Here is a 16,253-nt window from a genome sequence, read left to right on the forward strand (position 1 = left end):
CCCCGGCCCGGGACCTGACCCCTGGGCCGGGGCTCATCACATCCCGGGCCGGCACGGTCAGCGGGCCGAGAAGCCGTACACCGTCTCCGAGCGGTACGTGTCGCCCGGGCGCAGCTCGGTGCTCGGGAACTCGGGACGGTTCGGGGAGTCCGGGAAGTGCTGGGTCTCCAGGGCGATCCCGGCACCCGGGGCGTACGGGTCGGCCAGGTAATCACCGGTGTAGAGCTGGATGCCCGGCTCGGTCGTCGATACCGTCAACACTCGCCCGGACGCCGGGTCGTACAGCTCGGCGATCTCGACGGGGGCCGGGGTCAGGCCCTTGTCCAGCACGAAGTTGTGGTCGTAGCCGGAGCCCACCTTCCGCGCCTCACGGAAGTCGAAGCGCGTGCCCGCCACGTCGTCGAGCGCACCGGTCGGGATCAGATCGCCGTCGACCGGCGTGAACCGGGAAGCGGCGAGCCGGAGTTCATGACCGCCCGCGCCGTTCGTGTCGCCTGCGCCGCTCAGGTCGAAGTAGCTGTGGTTGGTGAGGTTCACGACGGTCGGCGCGTCCGTCGTCGCTTCATAGCCGAAGCGCAGCGCGCCCGACTCGTCCAGCGTGTACGTCACCGAGACGGTGAGCCGCCCCGGGAAGCCCTCCTCGCCGTGCGCGCTGACCCGGCTGAGCCGCAGCCCGTGCTCGATGGGTTCGACGTCCCACACACGCTTGTCGAAGCCGCGCTCGCCGCCGTGCAGGGAGTTCGGGGCGTTGTTCCGCGCGAGCGAGTACGTGACGCCCTCCAGCGGGAAACGGCCGCCCGCGATCCGGTTCGCGTACCGCCCGACCAACGCCCCGAGATACGGCTCCGGGTGCGTGAGATAGCCGTCCAGATCCGCGAACCCGAGCACCACGTCCGCCGTGTGCCCGTCCCGGTCCGGCACCTCCACCGACTGCACGATCCCGCCGTACGACAGCACCCGCACCCGCACGCCCGCCCGCTCCAGCGTCCAGCGGTGGACCGGGGTGCCGTCGGGAAGGGTGCCGAAAAGTTCGCTCATGAAGGAAACCCTAGGTCACGGGTTCGCGTGCGGTGATCCTCTGGTAGGCGATCGCCGCGAGCTGAGCCTGGCCGTCCGTGCTCGGGTGGAACCAGTCCCAGTGGCTCAACTGGTCCGTGCCGAACCGGTAGTCGTAGACCGCGCCCCCGTCGAACCGGCACCGCTCGTCCGTCGCGCACACCTGCTCCAGCACCTTGTTGTACGCCTCCACCCGGTCCAGCACGGTGTCGCGCCGCTCGGTCGCCGCCGAGTCCAGGGCGTCCGCGTCGGCCAGCATCGACGGGCAGATGCCCAACTTCCACACCGCCTTGCCCATCGGGTTCGTCCGCCCCTGCGACCAGAGCCGCTTGAGATTGGGCACGCTCGCGACGTAGACCTGCGTCTTCGGCAGCGCCCGGCGCAGCGACTTCAGCGAGGTCTCGAAGCCGGCGCGGAAGTCGGCGACGGAGGTCATCGCCGAGGTCGAGGCCCGACAGGCGTCGTTCGCCCCCACCATCACGGTGACCAACTGCGGCTTGCGCGCGACCGCCTGGCCGATCTGAGCGGGCAGGTCGGCCATCCGCGCCCCGGTCTCCGCGTAGTTCCAACTGCGCGTGGCCGCGCCCGTCTTCCCCAGCAGCCGTACGGCGAGACTGTCGACCGAGGCCGAGCTGCCCGTCGCCCAGGACACCTCCGGGCAGTCCGACAGGACCGAACAGGCGTCGAAGCCGCGGGTGATGGAGTCACCGACCGCCGCGACCGAGGACGGGCTGCTGTCCCACACCGGGGTGGGGGAGGGCTTCGCCTTGGCCGCCGTACCGCTCTTGGTGTGCGCGCCGGCGCCACCCCCGCCGGAGTCGCAGCCTGCGGCCCCCAGGACGGCCGCCGCCACGACGGCGAGCACGGCCCGTGAACGGTGACGTCGGATTCGCATGCCGTGGCCCAGCCCCTTGGTGTCGTGTGACATCTCAACCCATAACAACGCTCAAGGGTTCCCGCACGTGTGCGATGCAACGGCACACCCCCGTACAAGCGTCCCCATGGGTGAATGGCGGGGTTTCCTGGCACCGGGAGGGACGGTACGTCACACTCCTCGCGCCGCCGCACGGTAGCCTCGCCCTCAACGTGGCTGCCCTGCCGCCGCCGTTCGCCAGTCAGCAAGATGCCCCGCTCTGTCCGGAGGTCCCGGTGACGACACGTGGAGTTCTGTACGTGCACTCCGCGCCGCGCGCGCTGTGCCCGCACGTCGAGTGGGCCGTGGCCGGGGTGCTCGGCACACGCGTCAGCCTCGACTGGATCCGACAGCCCGCCGCCCCCGGAACCTGGCGCTCCGAATTCTCCTGGCAGGCGGAGGTGGGCACGGCGTCCAAACTCGCCTCGGCGCTCCGCGGCTGGCACCTCCTCCGCTTCGAGGTGACCGCCGAGCCCTGCCCCACCGCCGAGGGCGAGCGCTACAGCTGCACCCCCGACCTCGGCATCTTCCACGCCGTCACCGGCATCCACGGCGACATCCTCATCCCTGAGGACCGCCTCCGCGCGGCCCTGACGAGGTCTCAACAGGGCGAGACCGACCTGGAAGCGGACATCGCCAAGCTCCTCGGCAAGCCGTGGGACGACGAGTTGGAGCCGTTCAGATACGCGGGCGAGGGCGCTCCGGTGCGCTGGCTGCACCAGGTGGTCTGAAAACGCGGCTGCCTGGAGGCCTTTAGGGGCGCGGGGAACTGCGCGCCCAGCCCCCACCGGCCGTCAGCCGAAAAACAACATGTGGCCCGCCCCCAAAACCCAGGGGGCGGGCCACATACCGTTCAGCAAACGTCTCAGACCGTCCGGAACGCCAGCACCACGTTGTGCCCACCGAACCCGAACGAGTCGTTCAGCGCGGCGATACGTCCCTCGACCGGCAGCTTACGAGCCTCGCCGCGAACGACATCCGCGTTGGCCTCCGCCTCCGGGTCGAGGTTCTCGACGTTGATGGTCGGCGGCGCGATCCGGTTGTACAGCGCGAGCACGGTGGCGACCGACTCGACGCCACCCGCGCCACCCAGCAGATGCCCGGTCATCGACTTCGTAGCCGAGACCGCCATGTGGTCGGCGTCGTCACCGAACACCTTGCGCAGCGCCTTGAGTTCGGCCACGTCACCGGCCGGCGTGGACGTCGCGTGCGCGTTCACGTGCACGATCTCCGCCGCGACGAGGTCGGTGTTGTCCATCAGGTTCTGCAGGGCGTGGGAGATGCCACGCCCCTCCGGCTCCGGCTGCACGATGTCGTGGCCGTCGGCGGAGATGCCCTGTCCGACCGCCTCGGCGTACACCCGGGCACCGCGCTTCGCCGCGTGCTCGGCGGACTCCAGGACGAGGACGCCCGCGCCCTCGCCGAGGACGAAGCCGTCGCGGCCGGTGTCGTAGGGACGCGAGGCGCCCTGCGGGTCGTCGTTGTTCTTGGACATCGCCATCATGTTGCCGAACGCGGCGATGGGGAGGGGGTGGATGGCCGCCTCCGTGCCACCCGCGACGACGACGTCGGCGCGGCCGGTGCGGATCATCTCGATGGCGTAGCCGATGGCCTCGGCGCCGGAGGCGCACGCGGAGACCGGCGTGTGGACGCCCGCGCGGGCGCCCACGAGCAGACCCACGTTGGCGGACGGGCCGTTCGGCATCAGCATGGGGACGGTGTGCGGGGAGACGCGGCGGACGCCCTTCTCCTTCAGCACGTCGTACTGGTCGAGCAGGGTCGTCACACCGCCGATGCCGGAGGCGATGACGGTGCCGAGACGGTCGGGGTCGACCGCCGGGTCCTCACCGGCCTTGTCGGTGAAACCGGCGTCGGCCCAGGCCTCCTTGGCCGCGATCAGCGCGAACTGCGCCGAGCGGTCCAGGCGGCGCGCCTGCGGGCGCGGGATGACCTCGGAGGGGTCCACGGCGGCCGGCGCGGCGATACGCACCGCCTGCTCGGCGGCCCACTCCTGCTCCAGGGGCTTCACGCCGGACTTGCCGGCGATCATGCCTTCCCAGGTCGAGGCTGCGTCGCCACCCAGCGGTGTGGTTGCGCCGATACCGGTGACGACCACGGTGCGATTGGTCGGGCTCACGGGAATTCTCTCTCCAACGGTACGAGGATTAAGCGGCGCCACCGCCGGGTGGCGGGGCCATGCAGCCGGGCCTAGGGGGTGGCTCGGACCTGGTGGTCCGGGCCTATGAGGTGGCTCAGGCCTGGTGCTTGAGGATGTAGTCGGTCGCGTCGCCGACCGTCTTGAGGTTCTTGACGTCCTCGTCGGGGATCTTGACGTCGAAGCGCTCTTCAGCGGCGACGACGACCTCGACCATGGACAGCGAGTCGACGTCCAGGTCGTCGGTGAAGGACTTGTCCAGCTGGACGTCCTCAACCGGGATGCCGGCGATCTCGTTCACGATGTCGGCGAGACCGGCGACGATCTCTTCCTGAGTGGCGGCCATGTCAGGCGCTCCTTCTTTGTGATCCAGAGGGTGTGGCGTTCCCGCCGCGGCAGCGGCGGGTGAGTTCTGCCGTGCCGGATCCGATGATGATCCGGCACGGAGTGCCTAGGGGAGGGTAACGACCGTCGCGGCGTACACGAGACCCGCCCCGAAGCCGATGACGAGCGCGGTGTCGCCGCTCTTGGCCTCGCCGGTCGCCAGAAGCCGCTCCATAGCGAGCGGAATCGAGGCGGCCGAGGTGTTGCCGGTGGTCCGTACGTCACGCGCGACCGTGACGTGCTCCGGCAGTTTCAGCGTCTTCACCATCGAGTCGATGATCCGCTCGTTGGCCTGGTGGGGAATGAAGACATCCAGGTCGTCCGGGGTGATCCCGGCCGCGTCCAGCGCCTGCTGGGCGACCTTCGCCATCTCGAACACGGCCCAGCGGAACACCGCCTGGCCCTCCTGCGTGATCGCAGGGAACTTGCCCGTGCTGTCGTACTCGGTCCACGGCACGGTCTGCTTGATGGTCTCGGACTTGTCGCCCTCCGAGCCCCACACGGTCGGGCCGATCATCGGCTCCTTGGCGGGGCCGACCACGACCGCGCCCGCGCCGTCACCGAACAGGAAGGCCGTCGCGCGGTCCTCCAGGTCGGTCAGGTCGGACAGCCGCTCCACGCCGATGACGAGCACGTACTCGGCGCTGCCCTCGACGACCATGCCCTTGGCGAGGGTCAGGCCGTAGCCGAAGCCCGCGCAGCCCGCCGAGATGTCGAACGCGGCGGCCTTGTTCGTGCCCAGCTTGTCGGCGATCTCCGTCGCCACGGCCGGGGTCTGCTTGAAGTGCGAGACCGTGGACACGATCACGCCGCCGATCTGCTCGGCGGTGATCCCCGCGTCCGCGATCGCCTTGCCGGACGCCTCGATGGACATCGCGGCGACGGTCTCCTCGTCGTTCGCCCAGTGCCGGGTCTCGATGCCCGAACGGGAGCGGATCCACTCGTCGGACGAGTCGATCGTCTCCAGGATCACCTCGTTCGGGACGACCCGGACCGGACGGTAGCCGCCCACGCCGAGGATGCGCGCGTACGGGGCGCCCTTGCTCGGCTTGATCTTCGTCGACATGTTCCTACGGCTCCTTCTTCAGGCGTTGGCGTGCTCTGCGATGAGCTCGCGGGCCGCGTCGAGGTCGTCCGGGGTCTTCAGGGCCAGCGTCTTCACGCCGGGCAGGGCGCGCTTGGCGAGGCCGGTCAGGGTGCCGCCGGGGCACACCTCCAGGAGCGCGGTGACGCCGAGCTCCTTGAAGGTCTCCATGCACAGGTCCCAGCGGACCGGGTTGGCGACCTGGCCGACCAGCCGCTCCAGCACCTCGGCACCGGTGGCGACGGCCTGGCCGTCCTTGTTCGAGACGTACGTGATCTTCGGGTTGCCGGGCGTCAGCTCCAGCGCGGCCTTGGCGAGCGTGTCGACCGCCGGGGCCATGTGCCGCGTGTGGAACGCGCCGGCCACCTTCAGCGCCACGACCCGTCGCACGCCCTCGGGCTTGTCGGCCTCCAGGGCGGCGAGCTGCTCCATCGTGCCGGCGGCCACGATCTGGCCCGCGCCGTTCACGTTCGCCGGGGTCAGGCCCAGCTTCTCCAGGTGCGCGACCGTCGTGTCCGGGTCGCCGCCGAGCAGCGCGGACATCCCGGTCGCGGTGATCGCGGCGGCCTCGGCCATCGCCAGACCACGCTTGCGTACGAGGGTCAGGGCGGCCGTGTCGTCCAGGACACCGGCGAGGACGGCTGCGGTGATCTCGCCGACGCTGTGACCGGCGACCGCGCCGGGCGTGACGTCACCGAGGGCGGCCGCGGAGATCAGTCCGGCGGCGACGAGCAGCGGCTGGGCGACGGCGGTGTCACGGATCTCGTCCGCGTCGGCGTCCGTGCCGTAGTGCACCAGGTCGAGGTCGACGGCGGCCGAGAAGGCACGCAGACGGTCCTCGACACCGGGGAGGTCGAGCCAGGGGGTCAGGAAGCCGGGCGTCTGGGCGCCCTGGCCGGGAGCGACGAGTACGAGCACTCTCACACTCTCTCTTGGAGACGGGCACGGCCGCCCGTGGGGACAGGGACGAAGAACGGGAAGGGGTTTTGTGGGGCCCCGACAAAAGGCTAGTTCTGGGGATCTCCATCGGCCAGACGTCCCAGGATCAGCGCGATCCGCAGCGTGAACGCCGACCGTACATCCGACGGCGACCAGCCGGTGACGTCAGTCACACGTCGAAGCCGGTAGCGCACGGTGTTGGGATGGACGAACAGCATCCGCGCGGCACCTTCGAGGCTGCTCGCCTGTTCCAGATAGACACTGAGCGTCTCCAGGAGCGCGGACCCGGCCTCCTCCAGCGGTCTGTAGATCTCCTCCACCAACTGGTCGCGCGCGCCCGGGTCACCGGCCATCGCGCGTTCCGGAAGCAGGTCGTCCGCCAGTACCGGGCGCGGGGCGTCCTGCCAGGCGGAGCACGCCTTGAGCCCGGCGGCGGCGGCCTGCGCGGACCGGGTGGCGGCCAGCAGATCGGGCACGATCGGTCCGGCCACGACGGGTCCGGCCGCATAAGGCCCGATCAGCGACTTGGCGACGGCGAGCGGATTGTCGCTCCCCCCGGCGATGACGACGAGCCGGTCGCCGAGCACTCCGGTGAGGACCTGGAGCTTGGCGTGCCGGGCGGCCCGCCGGATCGCTTCCACGGTCAGCTCGCTGTCCCCGTCGGGCGCGGTGCCGAGGACGACGCAGACATGCTCGGGCGAATTCCACCCGAGGGCGGCGGCCCGGGATACGGCCCCTTCATCGGCCTCGCCACTGAGTACGGCGTTCACGACGAGCGATTCCAGCCGGGCGTCCCACGCGCCGCGCGCCTCGGCGGCCTGCGCGTACACCTGGGCGGTCGCGAAGGCGATCTCCCGGGCGTACACGAGAAGCGCCTCGCGCAGCACGGACTCGTCGCCGGGCGCGGCCACTTCGTCGATCGCGGACTCCATGACCTCGATGGTCGTCCGCACCATCTCGACGGTCTGGCGGAGGGTGATGGCCCGGGTCAGCTCGCGGGGAGCGGTCCCGAACACATCGGTGGAGATGGCCTGCGGCGCGTCCGGATGCCGGAACCACTCGGTGAACGCGGCGATACCGGCCTGCGCGACCAGCCCGATCCAGGAACGGTTCTCCGGTGGCATCGCCCGGTACCACGGCAGCGTCTCGTCCATGCGCGCGATGGCCTGGGCGGCGAGACTCCCGGACGACTGCTCCAGCCGCTTCAGAGTCGCCGGGTGCGAGTGGGCACGGGGCAGGGGGCCTGCGGGTCTGCTGGTTTCGGGTTCGGGCACGGGACAAGACTGCCTTATCCGCTATTGGTCGGTCGCCTTCGGGGCGCTGCTGTGCTTGATATGCGCCTGCCGGCGCGTGGCGGTGTCGAGAGGCCCACCGTGCTCGGCGTGGGGACAGTGGGACTCGGTGGGCCCTCGTCCGGGGTCGGCTGGGCGCCGTGGGGATCGGGCCGGTGTCCGCAGGGCTACCGTGGTGGGCGTGATGGACGTACGGCGCTCCGTCGAGCGCTACCCAGGGGGTGACCCGCAGGCCGGGATCGAGTCCTGGCATGCCTTCTCCTTCGGGCCGCACTACGACCCCGACAACCTCCGGTTCGGCGCGGTGATCGCCTGCAACGAGGAGCGACTGGCCCCCGGCGCCGGTTTCGACGAACACCCGCACAGCCACACCGAGATCATCACCTGGGTCGTGGAGGGGGAGTTGAGCCACCGTGACTCCACCGGGCACCTCACCCACGTCCGGCCCGGTGACGTCCAGCGGCTCAGTTCGGGGGCGGGGGTGCGGCACGTCGAGCGCAACGACACCGACAGCCCCCTGACCTTCGTGCAGATGTGGCTGGCACCCCTGGAACCCGGCGGCGAACCGTCGTACGGGATCGTGCACGGCATCGCGGACTCCACGCCGTACGCGGTGCCGGAGGCCGGCGCGATGCTGCACGTGCGCCGGCTCACGCCGGGTGAGCGCACGGCCGTACCGGACGCGGTGCATGTGTACGTCCATGTCGTGCGCGGTGAAGTGAGCCTGGGCGGGGAGAAGTTGGGGGCGGGGGATGCCGCGCGGATCACGGACGCGCGGGATCTGGTGGTGGAAGCGGCCACCGGGGCCGAGCTGTTGATGTGGGAGATGCTCTAGAGCTCCGCGAGTACCGCGTCCGTGAACGGCGGCCACGCCTCGACCGCCCACGCCCCGAACGCCCGGTCCGCCAGGGCCACGCACGCCGCGTCCGCCGCCGGGTCGACCCACAGGAACGTGCCGGACTGGCCGAAGTGCCCGAATGTGCGGGGCGAGGACGAACTGCCCGTCCAGTGCGGTGACTTGGAGTCGCGGATCTCGAAGCCGAGGCCCCAGTCGTTGGGGTTCTGGTGGCCGTAGCCCGGGAGGACGCCCTTGGTGCCGGGGTACTGGACCGTCATCGCCTCGGCGACCGTACGGGGGTCGAGAAGGCGGGGGGACTGGACCTCGGCGGCGAAGCGGAGAAGGTCCTCGATCGTCGAAACGCCGTCCTTCGCCGGGGAGTTGGTGCCTTCCAGCGTTGTCGACGTCATGCCCAGGGGGTCCAGGACCGCCTGCCGCAGGTACTCGGCGAAGGGGATCTCCGTCGCCTTCGCGAGGTGGTCGCCGAGCTGCTCGAAGCCCGCGTTCGAGTACAGGCGGCGCTGTCCGGGCGGGGCCGTCACGCGGTGTTCGTCGAAGGCCAACCCCGAGGTGTGGGCGAGGAGATGGCGGACCGTGGAGCCGGGCGGGCCCGCCGGTTCGTCCAGCTCGATGGCGCCCTCCTCGTACGCGACGAGGGCGGCGTACGCCACGAGCGGCTTGGTGACCGAGGCCAGCGGGAAGCGGTGGCCGGTCGGGCCGTGGGTCCCGAGGACGGTCCCGTCGGCTCGTACGACACCCGCCGCGGCGGTCGGTACCGGCCAGTTCTCGATCAGCGCGAGGCTCTGCAAGGACATGCCGTCGAGCCTAAGTGGTTCAGAGCATCAGCCCCATCATGGGGTCGGGCTTGCGGGTGAAGCCGAGGGAGGCGTAGAGCGGCTCGGCGTCGGGGGAGGCGGTGAGGAGGACCTGGCCGGCCCCGCGCTCGCGGAACCACTGGAGCAGCTCCTCCATGCACGCGCGCGCGTACCCCCGGCGCCGCGCGTCCGGGTCGGTGGCCACGCTGAAGACGAACCCGGCCTTCCCGCGCGGGTTCTCCGCCTTCCCGATCCGGTAATCGACGGTCCCGACCACCAGGGCCGCCAGCGTTCCCGGGCGCTCCGGATGATCGACGACGAAGGCCCCGAAGTCGTCGTCCGAGGTCAGCCGCTCACGGAGCGTCGGCAGGGACTCCGCGTGCCAGTCCGTGGCGGGGTCCGAACCCGGCATCGAGTCGATCATCACCTGGCGCAGTCGCAGCAGCTCGGCGGCATCGTCGGGGGCTGCCCGTCGTACGAGACTCATGTCCCGCACGCTATCCACCGCACCCTCGACGCGTCCTGCGGATTTCTTACCGGTTCCGCTTGCTTCGAGTGCACTCCAAGGCCATAGCGTGGTGGTCATGACGGTGATGGAGACCACGGGTACCAGTACCGACAGCTGCGCGGGCCCGCCGCACGTCGAGCGGCGTCCGGACGGCGAGGACAGCTACACGATCAGCGAGGTCGTCGCCTTCACCGGCCTGACCGCGCACACCCTGCGCTGGTACGAGCGCATCGGGCTGATGCCGCACATCGACCGCTCGCACACCGGCCAGCGCCGCTACAGCAACCGCGACCTCGACTGGCTCGACCTCGTCGGCAAGCTCCGCCTGACCGGCATGCCGGTCGCCGACATGGTCCGCTACGCCGAGCTGATGCGCGAGGGCGAGCACACCTACGGCGACCGCTTCGAACTCCTGGAGGCGACCCGCCGGGACGTCATCGCCAGGATCGCCGAACTGCAGGACACCCTGGCCGTCCTCGACCGGAAGATCAACTTCTACGCCAAGGCCGGCCTCGCCTACGAACAGGAGAAGGCAGGATGACCGCCACCACGATCCCGACCGCACGGCTCGGCGCGGCCGGCCCCGAGGTCGGCGTTCAGGGCCTCGGCTGCATGGGCATGAGCTTCGCCTACGGCCCCTCGGACGCGAAGCAGTCACAGGCCGCCCTGGACCGCGCCTTCGAACTGGGCGTGACCCTGTACGACACGGCGGACGCGTACGGGCAGGGAGAGAACGAGCGGTTCCTGTCGCCGTTCTTCAAGGCGCACCGCGACCAGGTCGTCATCGCCACCAAGTTCGCCCTGTCGATCCCGCCCGGCGAACCCACCCGCCGCGTCATCCGCAACGACCGCCCCTACATCCGCCAGGCGGTCGAGGCGAGCCTGCAACGCCTCGACGTCGACACCATCGACCTCTACTACATGCACCGCCGCGACCCGGCCGTCCCGATCGAGGACACCGTCGGCGCGATGGCGGAGCTGGTGGCCGAGGGCAAGGTGAAACACCTCGGGCTGAGCGAGATCACGGGCGCGGAACTGCGGGCCGCGCACGCCGTCCACCCGATCGCCGCCGTGCAGTCGGAGTGGTCACTGTTCAGCCGCGACGTCGAGATCAGCCTGGTCGGCGCGGCCGCCGAGCTGGGCGTGGCGGTCGTACCGTACTCACCGCTGGGCCGCGGCTTCCTCACCGGTTCCTTCGCGAACGCCGAACAGGACCTGACCGAGGGCGACTTCCGCCGCAGCCAGCCCCGCTTCACCGGCGAGAACGCGGCCGCCAACGGCGCGCTCCTGGACCCGGTGCGCACGGTCGCCGAGGCGCACGGGGCTTCCCTCGGCCAGATCGCCCTCGCCTGGGTGCAGCAGCGCGCCCAGGTCCACGGCCTTCCGGTCATCCCCATCCCGGGCACGACCAAGCCGGGCCGGGTGGAGGAGAACACGGCGGCGACAGCGATTGTCCTGACGGACGAGGAGCTGACCTTGCTGGAGCCGATCGCCGGCAAGGTGGCAGGCGACCGCTACGCGGACATGACCTTCGCCTCTTCCAGCAGGGAGTAGAGCAAGCGCCCCTTTTTTTGGGGCGCGGGGCTGTGTCGATGTGCGGCTCCGCCGCGTGAGCGCGCCCGGCCCTCACCGGCCCGCGGTCAGAGTTCTGCCAGCAGCTCCGCTTTCTTCACGGCGAACTCCTCATCAGTCACCAGCCCCGCCTGATGAAGCTCCCCCAGGTGCCGGATCCGCTCGGCGATATCCCCAGGATCACGCCGAGCGACCGGCACCACAGCCGCAGACCGCCCGGACCGCACCGCCGCGAGGACCGCCGCCGCGAACGGCAGGGACTCGTGCACGGGCCCGTACCCGAGCCCGAACACCACAGCCGCCGGATCCTGATCGACGGGCAGAAACGACTCGGCCCCGCGCAACAGCCGTAGATGCCCCTCGAAGACCTCGGGCGACCGCCACTCGACACCGTTCAGGTCGGCGATCGCGAAGCTCTGGTCGCCGGCCTTCCACTTCGCGGACGACGCCCCGGTCCAGAACCAGCGGAACGAGACCGTCTTCCCGTCGAAGGACGCCTTCCCGTCGTACGCCTTGAACCGCAATGGCACCTCGGGCGCGGCCACGAGGAAACGCTCCGCGGGCCCGTCGTCCGGCTTCAGCTGCGCACGCAGCTCGTCGGCGTAGTACTCGGCGAGGGTCTCGCGGTCGGCCGGCAGGACGAGGCGATAGGGATCGCAGCTCTCCTTCAGCTGGTCCGCGGCCGCCTCCATCAGCGGGTCGGCACCCGGCCGGGGCTGCGCGCGGAGCACGACCGTACCGCGGCGGCCGGGGGCGAGCGTCACCGCCTCGATCGCCTCGAAGGGGATCCGGCGCTCGCCGAGCGCCTGGAATAGCTTGGGTGTTCGAATGCCACGTTCGTAGCGGATGAGCACGGAGTCGGACTCGAACTCCCAGGCGGCATGAAATCCGGCCAGTACGTCACCCATGCGGCTCATCGTAGGCGGCACATGCTCCTCCGTCCCATCCCCGCGCAGACCGCACTTCCTGCTGTTTCTACGCGCGTCCGGCTCCTAGGCGCCGGACAAACCCTCTCGGCAGGTGTCGCCTTCGTGCGCGCACGTCACCGAGCGGTACGCGCCAACCCCGATGTCGGCGAAGTTGGTGAGGCTGTCGGTGCCCTGCGCGAAGTAACCGGTGTGACCCTCGGCGTCCTTCGCGGACAGCACGCGCGCACCGAAGGCGTTCGACACCGGGTCCTCGCCGTGCCCGAGGCCGCCGAGCTCCATGTACGGCACGTCCTGGATCCAGTCGTCCGCGTCCCGCATCGCCCACACCCGGGCGAGCGTGTGCAGGTGGGAGGCCTTGGAGGTGCGCATGCCGGGGCTGCCGGCCACCGCGATGTCGGTCACCCGGGCCGGCAGTTCGTGCGCGGCGACCCCGCACACCACCGAGCCGTAGCTGTGGCAGAACAGGGCGACCTGCGAGGTCCCGGGCAGCGCCCGCACCAGCGCGTTCAGCCGTACGGCGCCCGCCTCGGCGCGTCCCGCGGTGGCCGAGTCGATGCCGAGGCCGCCGGGGGAGGTGTAGTCGGCCCAGGCGATGACCGCCGTACGCGTGCCGGCCCTGTCCGCCCTGGACTTCGCCGTGTTCTCGGCCGCGTACAGGTTCTGGGCCATGCCGACCGGGGCCGAGTACTCCTTGTTCGTCTTCTGGAACGTGAGCAGGTCGGTGTCGACGCCGGGGACGATGACCGAGACGCGCTGCGCGGTGTCCAGGTCGCCGAAGACCTCGGCGATCCGGCCCGAACCCTCGGGGTCGAACGCCAGGATGTGCCGGTCCACGGTCATCAGCGCCTCGAAGCGGTGCATGAGACGGCCCGCCTCCTGCTGGCCCAGCGGCGTGAGGCGGTTGTCGTGCATGCGCTTCTTCTCGACCTTGCGCTGCTGGGCGAGGGCGAGATGGTTGGCGCGGTAGCGCAGCGAGACCGGAGCGCCGTTCATGTTGCCGACCGCGAGCGGGTAGCGGTGCGCGAGACGCGTCCGCTGCTGCGCGGTGAGCGAGGCGAAGAAACGGGCCAGCCGGGTCGGCGACGCGTCCGGGTCGGGCAGCTCGCGTCCGTCGATCCGGCCGTGCTCCCACGCGGAGCGGGAGGCCTGGAGCGCCGTTTTCCCCGGGTGGCTGCGGACCGCGGTCCAACCGGTGGTCGCCAGCATCACGAACACCACGGCCAGCGCGGCCAGTGCGCGCCAGGCGTTCAGCGTGGGGGAGGAGTCGAAGGAAGTCACTGGGAGGACACACTAGGAGAACGAGAGGGTCTCGCGTTAACCGAGTGACGGGGATCACGTTTCAGCGGTGCGTGACGAGAAACTCAGTACGACTCACCTTGTGCGACTCGTGCGCCAGTTCCCGGCCAGCGCTGGTCCCACCCCGTCGAGGTAGTCGGCGGCGAGTTCCCGCATCGCCTCGATGCTGAGGTCGTCGCCCGCGATCCACATCCGCTCCACCACCCGCATCACCCCGCCGAACACCGCCACCACCAGCCGCGGCCGGGGGTCCGTGTCCACCCCGAGCCCCTCACGTTCGGCGACGATCCGCGCCAGCTCCTCCTCCAGCTCCTGCGAGCGCCGCAGATGCGCGGCGAGCAGCGCGGGCGTCGACTCGATCACGCGGTACGTGCGCATATGCAGATCCAGCGGTACGACCTGCTGGATCGCCTCGTTGATGGTGTCCCAGCTCTCCAGCACCGCCCGGCGCAGCGCCTCCAGCGGGGCCTCGTGCGGCGGGCGGGCGAGGACGGCCTCGACGAAGTGCGTCTCGGTGAGCCGGGGCACGAAGAACGCGGCCTCCTCCTTGCTCGCGAAGTAGCGGAAGAAGGTGCGCTGCGAGACGTCGACGACCTCGGCGATCTCGTCGACCGTCGTCTGTTCGTAGCCCTTGGTCGTGAACAGCTCCAGGGCGGCGTGCAGCAGCGCGTCCCGCGTACGGGCCTTCTTGCGCTCGCGCAACGTCTCCATGCCGTTCTCCTCGCCTTTGTTGACAGTCGCCGACATCTGAACCTGTTTGTCAACTGTCAGCGGCTGACATTAGCCTCGAACGCATGACTAGTCAGACCACCATCAGCGCGACGGGGCCGGGGGACAAGGCACCAGCCGCCCCGTCCGACCCGACGCCCTCCACGGGGCTGCGCGGCCACCCGTGGTTCACCCTCATAACCGTCGCCGTCGGCGTCATGATGGTGGCCCTCGACGGCACCATCGTCGCCATCGCCAACCCGGCCATCCAGAAGGACCTCGGCGCCAGCTTCGCCGACGTCCAGTGGATCACCAACGGCTACTTCCTCGCCCTCGCGGTCTCCCTCATCACCGCCGGCAAGCTCGGTGACCGCTTCGGCCACCGCCAGACCTTCCTGATCGGCGTGAGCGGCTTCGCCCTCGCGTCCGGCGCCATCGGCCTCTCGCACAGCATCGCGTTCGTCGTCACGTTCCGCGTGCTCCAGGGGCTGTTCGGCGCGCTGTTGATGCCGGCCGCGCTCGGTCTGCTGCGGGCCACCTTCCCGGCCGAGAAGCTCAACATGGCCATCGGCCTGTGGGGCATGGTCATCGGCGCCTCCACCGCGGGCGGCCCGATCCTCGGCGGTGTGCTCGTCGAACACGTCAACTGGCAGTCGGTGTTCTTCATCAACGTGCCGGTCGGCGCCATCGCGCTCATCCTCGGCCTGCTGATCCTCCGCGACCACCGCGCCGAGAACGCGCCGCGCTCCTTCGACATCCTCGGCATCGTGCTGCTCTCCGGCGCGATGTTCTGCCTCGTCTGGGCCCTCATCAAGGCGCCCACCTGGGGCTGGGGCTCCGGCACGACCTGGGCGTTCCTCGCCGTGTCCGTGCTGGGCTTCGCCCTGTTCGCCTTCTGGGAGCAGCGGGTCAAGGAACCCCTCATCCCGCTGGGCCTGTTCCGCTCGGTCCCGCTGTCCGCGGGCGTGGTCCTGATGGTCCTGATGGCGATCGCCTTCATGGGCGGCCTGTTCTTCGTGACGTTCTATCTCCAGAACGTGCACGGTATGAGCCCCATCGACGCCGGTCTCCACCTCCTCCCGCTCACCGGGATGATGATCGTCGGCTCCCCGCTCGCCGGCGCGGCGATCACCAAGCTCGGCCCGCGCATCCCGCTGGCCGGCGGCATGGCGGCCACCGCGATCGCCATGTACGGCATGTCCACCCTCACCTCGGACACCGGCAGCGCGGTCATGTCGATCTGGTTCGCCCTGCTGGGCCTCGGCCTCGCCCCGGTGATGGTCGGTGCGACCGAGGTCATCGTGGGCAACGCGCCCATGGAGCTCTCCGGCGTCGCCGGCGGTCTCCAGCAGGCCGCGATGCAGATCGGCGGCAGCCTCGGTACGGCCGTCCTCGGCGCCGTGATGGCGTCCCGTGTCGACAGCGACCTGGCCGGCAACTGGGCGGACGCGGGCCTGCCCAAGCTCACCCAGCCCCAGCTCGACGCGACCGCCGAAGCGGTCCAGGTCGGCGTCGCCCCGATCGCCCCGAACACCCCGGAGACGATCGCCGCGAAGATCACGCAGGTCGCCCACGACACGTTCATCTCCGGCATGAGCCTCGCCTGCCTCGTCGCCGCCGGCGTAGCGGTGGTCGCGGTGTTCGTCGCCCTGCTGACCAAGCGCGGGGAGAACGCCGAAGCGGGCGCGGGCGCGGCGCACATCTAGGGCCTGTCCGGCGGATCAGGTCGCAGGAAATCGGCGAGGCCTGATCAGTGCAGATGTG

General features: G+C 70.5%; 17 protein-coding genes. 5 read left to right on the forward strand and 12 right to left on the reverse strand.

All coding sequences use genetic code 11. The annotated features are described in order from the left end of the window. Positions 1-57: 57 nt before the first annotated feature. Both OG714_RS35180 and OG714_RS35185 read right to left on the reverse strand, forming a co-directional pair. Positions 58-1,038, reverse strand: coding sequence for an aldose epimerase family protein (locus tag OG714_RS35180; protein ID WP_406127116.1), 981 nt, complete (start codon positions 1,036-1,038; stop codon positions 58-60). A 10-nt stretch (positions 1,039-1,048) separates the two neighbouring features. Further along, positions 1,049-1,951 carry an SGNH/GDSL hydrolase family protein gene (locus tag OG714_RS35185; protein WP_406127118.1) on the reverse strand — a complete coding sequence of 301 codons (903 nt, stop codon included), beginning with the start codon at positions 1,949-1,951 and terminating at the stop codon, positions 1,049-1,051. 254 nt (positions 1,952-2,205) lie between these two features. Between OG714_RS35185 and OG714_RS35190 the strand changes: the two genes are divergently transcribed. Beyond that, on the forward strand, positions 2,206-2,700 hold the full coding sequence (locus tag OG714_RS35190; RefSeq protein ID WP_406127120.1) for a DUF3145 domain-containing protein: 495 nt from the start codon (positions 2,206-2,208) through the stop codon (positions 2,698-2,700). Between the two features lie 134 nt (positions 2,701-2,834). Here OG714_RS35190 and OG714_RS35195 read toward each other — a convergent pair whose 3' ends face one another. The 5 genes from OG714_RS35195 to fasR all read right to left on the reverse strand — a co-directional run bounded on the left by OG714_RS35195 (position 2,835) and on the right by fasR (position 7,805). Next, complete coding sequence (locus OG714_RS35195; RefSeq protein WP_406127122.1) at positions 2,835-4,106, reverse strand: beta-ketoacyl-[acyl-carrier-protein] synthase family protein; 1,272 nt, start codon at positions 4,104-4,106, stop codon at positions 2,835-2,837. A gap of 115 nt (positions 4,107-4,221) precedes the next feature. Next, a complete protein-coding gene (locus tag OG714_RS35200) occupies positions 4,222-4,470 on the reverse strand; it encodes an acyl carrier protein (RefSeq protein ID WP_015660680.1) in 249 nt (82 codons plus the stop codon). Between the two features lie 105 nt (positions 4,471-4,575). Then, on the reverse strand, positions 4,576-5,574 hold the full coding sequence (locus tag OG714_RS35205) for a ketoacyl-ACP synthase III (protein ID WP_406127123.1): 999 nt from the start codon (positions 5,572-5,574) through the stop codon (positions 4,576-4,578). Between the two features lie 18 nt (positions 5,575-5,592). Continuing rightward, positions 5,593-6,510: an ACP S-malonyltransferase gene (locus tag OG714_RS35210; RefSeq protein WP_406127125.1), complete on the reverse strand. Its 918-nt coding sequence runs from the start codon at positions 6,508-6,510 to the stop codon at positions 5,593-5,595. Positions 6,511-6,599: 89 nt separating this feature from the next. Further along, the gene (gene fasR, locus OG714_RS35215; protein ID WP_266855956.1) at positions 6,600-7,805 is read right to left on the reverse strand and encodes a fatty acid biosynthesis transcriptional regulator FasR; all 1,206 of its coding nucleotides are present in this window, start codon (positions 7,803-7,805) and stop codon (positions 6,600-6,602) included. 202 nt (positions 7,806-8,007) lie between these two features. Between fasR and OG714_RS35220 the strand changes: the two genes are divergently transcribed. Next, complete coding sequence (locus OG714_RS35220) at positions 8,008-8,658, forward strand: pirin family protein (RefSeq protein WP_406132068.1); 651 nt, start codon at positions 8,008-8,010, stop codon at positions 8,656-8,658. Here the strand turns inward: OG714_RS35220 and OG714_RS35225 are convergent. Together OG714_RS35225 and OG714_RS35230 are read right to left on the reverse strand one after the other, a co-directional pair. Further along, positions 8,655-9,476: a serine hydrolase domain-containing protein gene (locus OG714_RS35225; protein WP_406127128.1), complete on the reverse strand. Its 822-nt coding sequence runs from the start codon at positions 9,474-9,476 to the stop codon at positions 8,655-8,657. The genes OG714_RS35220 and OG714_RS35225 overlap by 4 nt on opposite strands. A gap of 19 nt (positions 9,477-9,495) precedes the next feature. Next, a complete protein-coding gene (locus tag OG714_RS35230; protein WP_406127130.1) occupies positions 9,496-9,963 on the reverse strand; it encodes a GNAT family N-acetyltransferase in 468 nt (155 codons plus the stop codon). Between the two features lie 97 nt (positions 9,964-10,060). Between OG714_RS35230 and OG714_RS35235 the strand changes: the two genes are divergently transcribed. Both OG714_RS35235 and OG714_RS35240 read left to right on the forward strand, forming a co-directional pair. Then, positions 10,061-10,525, forward strand: a complete 465-nt coding sequence (locus tag OG714_RS35235) for a MerR family transcriptional regulator (protein ID WP_406127132.1) — start codon at positions 10,061-10,063, stop codon at positions 10,523-10,525. Continuing rightward, a complete protein-coding gene (locus tag OG714_RS35240) occupies positions 10,522-11,538 on the forward strand; it encodes an aldo/keto reductase (protein WP_406127134.1) in 1,017 nt (338 codons plus the stop codon). The genes OG714_RS35235 and OG714_RS35240 overlap by 4 nt, the downstream gene beginning before the upstream one ends. 86 nt (positions 11,539-11,624) lie before the next feature. Here the strand turns inward: OG714_RS35240 and OG714_RS35245 are convergent, their stop codons facing one another. The 3 genes from OG714_RS35245 to OG714_RS35255 all read right to left on the reverse strand — a co-directional run bounded on the left by OG714_RS35245 (position 11,625) and on the right by OG714_RS35255 (position 14,528). Further along, positions 11,625-12,473 carry a DUF4429 domain-containing protein gene (locus OG714_RS35245; RefSeq protein WP_406127136.1) on the reverse strand — a complete coding sequence of 283 codons (849 nt, stop codon included), beginning with the start codon at positions 12,471-12,473 and terminating at the stop codon, positions 11,625-11,627. Between the two features lie 75 nt (positions 12,474-12,548). Next, positions 12,549-13,763 (reverse strand): alpha/beta hydrolase, encoded by a 1,215-nt coding sequence (locus tag OG714_RS35250; RefSeq protein WP_406127138.1) that lies wholly within the window; start codon positions 13,761-13,763, stop codon positions 12,549-12,551. A 93-nt stretch (positions 13,764-13,856) separates the two neighbouring features. Then, on the reverse strand, positions 13,857-14,528 hold the full coding sequence (locus OG714_RS35255) for a TetR family transcriptional regulator (RefSeq protein WP_406127140.1): 672 nt from the start codon (positions 14,526-14,528) through the stop codon (positions 13,857-13,859). A 47-nt stretch (positions 14,529-14,575) separates the two neighbouring features. Between OG714_RS35255 and OG714_RS35260 the strand changes: the two genes are divergently transcribed. After that, positions 14,576-16,195, forward strand: a complete 1,620-nt coding sequence (locus OG714_RS35260; protein WP_406127142.1) for an MFS transporter — start codon at positions 14,576-14,578, stop codon at positions 16,193-16,195. The last annotated feature ends 58 nt before the right edge of the window (positions 16,196-16,253 follow it).

The sequence above is a fragment of the Streptomyces sp. NBC_00989 genome (assembly GCF_045162655.1).
Taxonomy (GTDB): domain Bacteria; phylum Actinomycetota; class Actinomycetes; order Streptomycetales; family Streptomycetaceae; genus Streptomyces.

What these genes read in the sequence shown, in the direction of transcription:
- OG714_RS35180 (WP_406127116.1), bottom strand. Translation starts at nt 1,038, where the DNA reads ATGAGCGAACTTTTCGGCACCCTTCCCGACGGCACCCCGGTCCACCGC.
- OG714_RS35185 (WP_406127118.1), bottom strand. Translation starts at nt 1,951, where the DNA reads ATGCGAATCCGACGTCACCGTTCACGGGCCGTGCTCGCCGTCGTGGCG.
- OG714_RS35200 (WP_015660680.1), bottom strand. Translation starts at nt 4,470, where the DNA reads ATGGCCGCCACTCAGGAAGAGATCGTCGCCGGTCTCGCCGACATCGTG.
- OG714_RS35205 (WP_406127123.1), bottom strand. Translation starts at nt 5,574, where the DNA reads ATGTCGACGAAGATCAAGCCGAGCAAGGGCGCCCCGTACGCGCGCATC.
- OG714_RS35220 (WP_406132068.1), top strand. Translation starts at nt 8,008, where the DNA reads ATGGACGTACGGCGCTCCGTCGAGCGCTACCCAGGGGGTGACCCGCAG.
- OG714_RS35225 (WP_406127128.1), bottom strand. Translation starts at nt 9,476, where the DNA reads ATGTCCTTGCAGAGCCTCGCGCTGATCGAGAACTGGCCGGTACCGACC.
- OG714_RS35230 (WP_406127130.1), bottom strand. Translation starts at nt 9,963, where the DNA reads ATGAGTCTCGTACGACGGGCAGCCCCCGACGATGCCGCCGAGCTGCTG.
- OG714_RS35235 (WP_406127132.1), top strand. Translation starts at nt 10,061, where the DNA reads ATGACGGTGATGGAGACCACGGGTACCAGTACCGACAGCTGCGCGGGC.
- OG714_RS35240 (WP_406127134.1), top strand. Translation starts at nt 10,522, where the DNA reads ATGACCGCCACCACGATCCCGACCGCACGGCTCGGCGCGGCCGGCCCC.
- OG714_RS35245 (WP_406127136.1), bottom strand. Translation starts at nt 12,473, where the DNA reads ATGAGCCGCATGGGTGACGTACTGGCCGGATTTCATGCCGCCTGGGAG.
- OG714_RS35255 (WP_406127140.1), bottom strand. Translation starts at nt 14,528, where the DNA reads ATGTCGGCGACTGTCAACAAAGGCGAGGAGAACGGCATGGAGACGTTG.
- OG714_RS35260 (WP_406127142.1), top strand. Translation starts at nt 14,576, where the DNA reads ATGACTAGTCAGACCACCATCAGCGCGACGGGGCCGGGGGACAAGGCA.